Origin of the sequence: Microbacterium sp. MMO-35 (assembly GCF_037147555.1) — a bacterium.
GTDB lineage: Bacteria > Actinomycetota > Actinomycetes > Actinomycetales > Microbacteriaceae > Microbacterium.
Genome location: NZ_JBBCVH010000022.1, coordinates 1 through 4,182 on the forward strand (window position 1 = coordinate 1; position 4,182 = coordinate 4,182).

Annotated in this window: 3 protein-coding genes; 2 read left to right on the top strand and 1 reads right to left on the bottom strand. The window is 62.8% G+C overall.

Annotation, left to right across the window (positions count from 1 at the left end):
• Positions 1-137: 137 nt before the first annotated feature.
• Positions 138-332, bottom strand: coding sequence for a hypothetical protein (locus tag WFJ01_RS18930; RefSeq protein WP_336630028.1), 195 nt, complete (start codon positions 330-332; stop codon positions 138-140).
• A gap of 48 nt (positions 333-380) precedes the next feature.
• Here WFJ01_RS18930 and WFJ01_RS18935 point away from each other — a divergent pair, with 48 nt between their 5' ends.
• Both WFJ01_RS18935 and WFJ01_RS18940 read left to right on the top strand, forming a co-directional pair.
• A complete protein-coding gene (locus WFJ01_RS18935) occupies positions 381-3,179 on the top strand; it encodes a phage tail tape measure protein (protein ID WP_336630029.1) in 2,799 nt (932 codons plus the stop codon).
• The gene (locus tag WFJ01_RS18940; protein WP_336630030.1) at positions 3,170-4,045 is read left to right on the top strand and encodes a hypothetical protein; all 876 of its coding nucleotides are present in this window, start codon (positions 3,170-3,172) and stop codon (positions 4,043-4,045) included. The genes WFJ01_RS18935 and WFJ01_RS18940 overlap by 10 nt, the downstream gene beginning before the upstream one ends.
• The last annotated feature ends 137 nt before the right edge of the window (positions 4,046-4,182 follow it).

Below are 4,182 nucleotides of genomic sequence, written 5' to 3' on the forward strand. Positions count from 1 at the left end.
ATCCAGGGCTCGACGCCGGAACTCCGGCGGGTGGGCAGCAGGCATCTCACGGACTCCTTCCGAGACGATCATCGCCTCAACTCAGTTGTCCGGGAAACCGGGTCAGGCTCCTTCCGCGTGAAGCGGAGGGATGCGGACTAGCGGCGGGTGTTGACGGCGAAAGTCAGCCCGACCGTTATTGCGGCGAGGAACAAGAACAGCAGGGCGGCCATCCAGGGCTGTCCGTCAATGGCTGCGAGCACGCCGACGACGAAGGCTACCCCGGCTCCGAGGGCGAGCGTCAGCGCCGCCGCCTTAGTCAGGCGCTTCTTTGGTGCGGCCGTCTGTGCCATGTCGATGAGTTTAGCGACTCCCGGTGTCCGGGGTAGATGGGAGCTCGCATGGCTGAGCGTGTTGTCGTTGTGCGTCTGTCGGCGAAGGTTGCCGAGTACACGAAGGGTATGGAGGAGGCCGCTCAGAAGACCCGCGAGGTGGGGTCTCAGGCTGAGAAGCTGGCTCAGACCCGTGAGGCGATGCAGACCCTTGGGCGTACCGGGATGCTCATGGGTGCGACGCTCGCTGCGGGTATCGGTGTCGCGATTGCCAAGTATGCCGAGTTCGACCAGGCGATGTCGAACGTTGCGGCGACCGGTGAGGATGCGCGGCAGTCGCTGGCCGAGCTGCGGCAGGCCGCTATCGAGGCTGGTGCGCGCACCGTGTTCTCCGCGACAGAGTCGGCTAACGCGATCGAGGAACTGGCGAAGGCTGGCTTGTCCGCGAAGGACATTCTGGGTGGCGGTCTGTCCGGTGCCCTGGATCTCGCTGCTGCTGGTGGTCTTGGGGTTGCGCAGGCTGCGGGTATCGCGGCTACGACGTTGCAGCAGTTCAAGCTGAAGGGCTCGGACGCGTCGCATGTTGCCGACCTGCTGGCGGCGGGTGCTGGCAAGGCGATGGGTGATGTGTCGGATCTGTCGCAGGCGCTGTCGCAGGGTGGTCTGGTTGCGAACCAGTTCGGCATCTCTGTTGAGGAGACTGTTGGCACGTTGTCGGCGTTCGCGTCGGCGGGCATGCTCGGGTCGGATGCGGGTACGTCGTTCCGGACGATGCTTCTGCGGATGGCTAACCCGACGGGTGAGGCTGCATCTCAGATGGAGAAGCTGGGCATCAAGGCGTATGACGCTCAGGGCAAGTTTGTTGGGATGGCTGGGCTCGCCGGTCAGCTTGAGAAGGGACTGAAGGGTCTCACTCAGGAGCAGAAGAACGCGGCCCTGGCGATCATTTTCGGTCAGGATGCGATCCGTGGCGCGAATGTTCTCCTCAGCGAGGGTGCGAAGGGCATTGACGACTGGACGAAGAAGGTCAACGACCAGGGGTATGCGGCTGAGACTGCGGCGACTCGTCTGGACAACCTGAAGGGTGACATCGAGCAGCTTGGTGGCGCGCTAGACACGTTGTTCATCAGCATGGGCGAGGGTGCGAACGGGCCGCTACGTGGCCTGGTTCAGGGGCTCACCAACCTGGTGAACTGGTTCAACGACCTCCCTGACTGGGTGGGACAGCTGGTTCTTGCTCTCGGTGGCATTGTCGCTGCGATCGGTCTTGTTGGTGGGGCTGCCCTGCTGGCTGTGCCGAAACTCGCGGAGTTCAAGATCGCACTCACCACACTGGGCATCGAGGGCGGTGTGGTGTCGGGGAAGCTCGGCATGTTCGCGAAGGTTGCCGGCGGGGCCGTTACAGGTCTGGCACTGGCCGCGACTGGTGCCGACCTGTTCACGAAGGCACTCAACAGCCTGGGTGACGCTGCGGAGGTAACGCAGAACAAGCTGGCGACCGCGAAGACGGGCGTCGATGTTCTGAGCTCCGCGTTCGGGTCTGGGTTCACGGGGGCGCTCAGCGGTGGTGAGATGCGTGACGCGGCCGGGTCTCTTGATCTGCTCGGTCAGGCGCTTGATCGTGTGGCGAGCGGGAGTAGTGGGCTGAAGGGCAGCGCGAAGGATGCGCTGGCGATGGCAGACGCGTTGGGCGCGGTGAGCAAGATCGGTCCTGAGCTCGGGAAGCTGGCGGCTACAGATCTTCCGCAGGCGCAGGAGAAGTTCCGTCTTCTTGCTGAGAGCGCGAACCTGAACGAGAAGCAGATCGGTCTGCTGCTGGATCAGATGGGCGACTACAAGTCGGCTCTGACGAAGGCGGCCACCGAGCAGGGTCTCACGGCTGACAAGGCGACCTTGATGAAGCTTGCCATGGGCGATGCGAAGAACGGGGCAAAGGACGCCGGGGAGGCGTATCAGGAGCAAGCAGACAAGGCCGCTGCCCTAAAGGATCAGCTGAAGTCGCTGCTGGACACGTTGGATAAGGCGAATGGTGCGAACCGTGACGCGATCACGGCGAACATCGACTACCAGGAAACTCTGGCGAAGGTCAACGAGCAGGTTCAGAAGATCCAGGAGGGCCAGGACGGTTACGCGGCCACTCTGGATACGACGACCGAGGCTGGCCGTTCGAACATGAGCATGCTCACGGATCTGGCTAAGTCGGCGTGGGATGCGTCCGTGGCTCAGCTGCAGCTTGATGGTGACGTGGCTGGGTTCAACACGCGCCTGGAGGATGCTCGGCAGCGGCTTTATGACGCGGCTATTGCCATGGGCCTGGGATCGGACGAGGCCGCGATCCTCCGCGACAAGATCCTTGGCGTTCCTACCGCTCACGAGACCGAAATGATCGTCAACACGTCGAATGCTCGCGCGAACCTGGATCAGTTGATCTCGGACTACAACAACACGAGGATCAACCTGGTTGCTTCGGTGACGCAGACGATCACGCAGGTTGTGAACACGGTCAAGGGGCTCGGGAACGCGAACGGTGGTATCTACTCGGGTGGCGTGAAAGCGTTCGCTGCGGGTGGTTTCGCGCCCGGCATTTACCCGTACACCCCGGGTGGGATTCACAAGTTCGCTGAGGAGTACGACGAAGCGTACATCTCCGGTGATCCTGCCCGTCATGCCCGCTCTGAACAGGTGTGGGTCGAGTCCGGTCGACGGTTTGGGTTCAGCATGCCAGGTGGTGACCAGTCGGAGCTGATCGCTGCCGTGATGGCGTTGAAGGACTCCCTCGGGCGTCCGAATGTGACCGCGATGGTGCCGGCGGACTCGAGCGTGAACGAACTCGCTGAGGCGATTGCGAGGGAGTACCGGTGGACGTAGGCACGCATGAGGTCAAGGTTGAGATCGCGGGTCGCACCATGTACGGCGAGCGGGTTGAGGGGTGGGGTCTCCTGCCTGACTCGCTCGCCGGGTGGTGGGATTCGTTGGAGAGCCGGTTCGACGAGGATGTGATCCCTGGTGCTGATGGTGCGTTCGATGTTGATGAGGTTCTGACAGCGCCGCGCCGGGTCACGGTCACGGGGGTTGTGACGTCCACGTCTGCTGATTGGTCTATCGCTGAGGTGCGGGCTTGGCTCGCGTCGTTGGTGAAGATCCCGGACCTGCAGTTCCGGGTTCTGGCGGGCGGGGCGTGGTTGTCGCTTCGTAACGCGAAGGTCCGAGGGCAGGTGTTCTCGCGTCCGGATTTCACGGGGAAGCGTGTCGAGTTTGAGATCCCGGTGTGGTCGGCTGATCCGCGCAAGTATGGGCGGATTCGTCAGATCAGCATGGACGCGGTTGTTGAAGCGACTGGTGGTCTCGCGTTCCCGATTGTTGATGGTTCGATCGGGTTCGGTGGCACGGGTGGTGTGCTCTTCCCGGGTGTGTTTGCGATCACGAATCCGGGGACGGCGGAGTTCTACCCGGAAGCATTCACGGTCACTGGACCGGTGTCGGGGTTCACGATCCAGTCGGAATCGTGGGTTGTTGAGTATGACGGCCCGATCGCTGCCGGCCAGCAGCTTGTGATTACCCCGTATGCGGGTGGTCGCGCTGTCCTTGGTGGTGGGGATGTGTCTAACAATCTGCTGCGGGCCGAGTGGGTGCCTGTAGCGCCGGGGGAGACCCGCGGTTTCTTGTTCACTCCGACTGATCCTGGCCCTGGTGCGGGGATCGTCATCGATTACCCGGAAGGTAGCTGGTGGTGACGCGCTATCGGCGGAAGGTGAGGGCCTGATGGTCACTGTTGCTGCTGGTCTTGTCGTAGATCTGAATACGGGCGGGCAGGGGACGACCGCTCAGGGGCTCCGGCGTGCGCTTGCTCCGCTGTTCAAACAGTCCGCGC

Bases quoted from the DNA above. Each gene is read 5' to 3' on its own strand.
- WFJ01_RS18930 (WP_336630028.1), bottom strand. From the start codon at position 332: ATGGCACAGACGGCCGCACCAAAGAAGCGCCTGACTAAGGCGGCGGCG.
- WFJ01_RS18935 (WP_336630029.1), top strand. From the start codon at position 381: ATGGCTGAGCGTGTTGTCGTTGTGCGTCTGTCGGCGAAGGTTGCCGAG.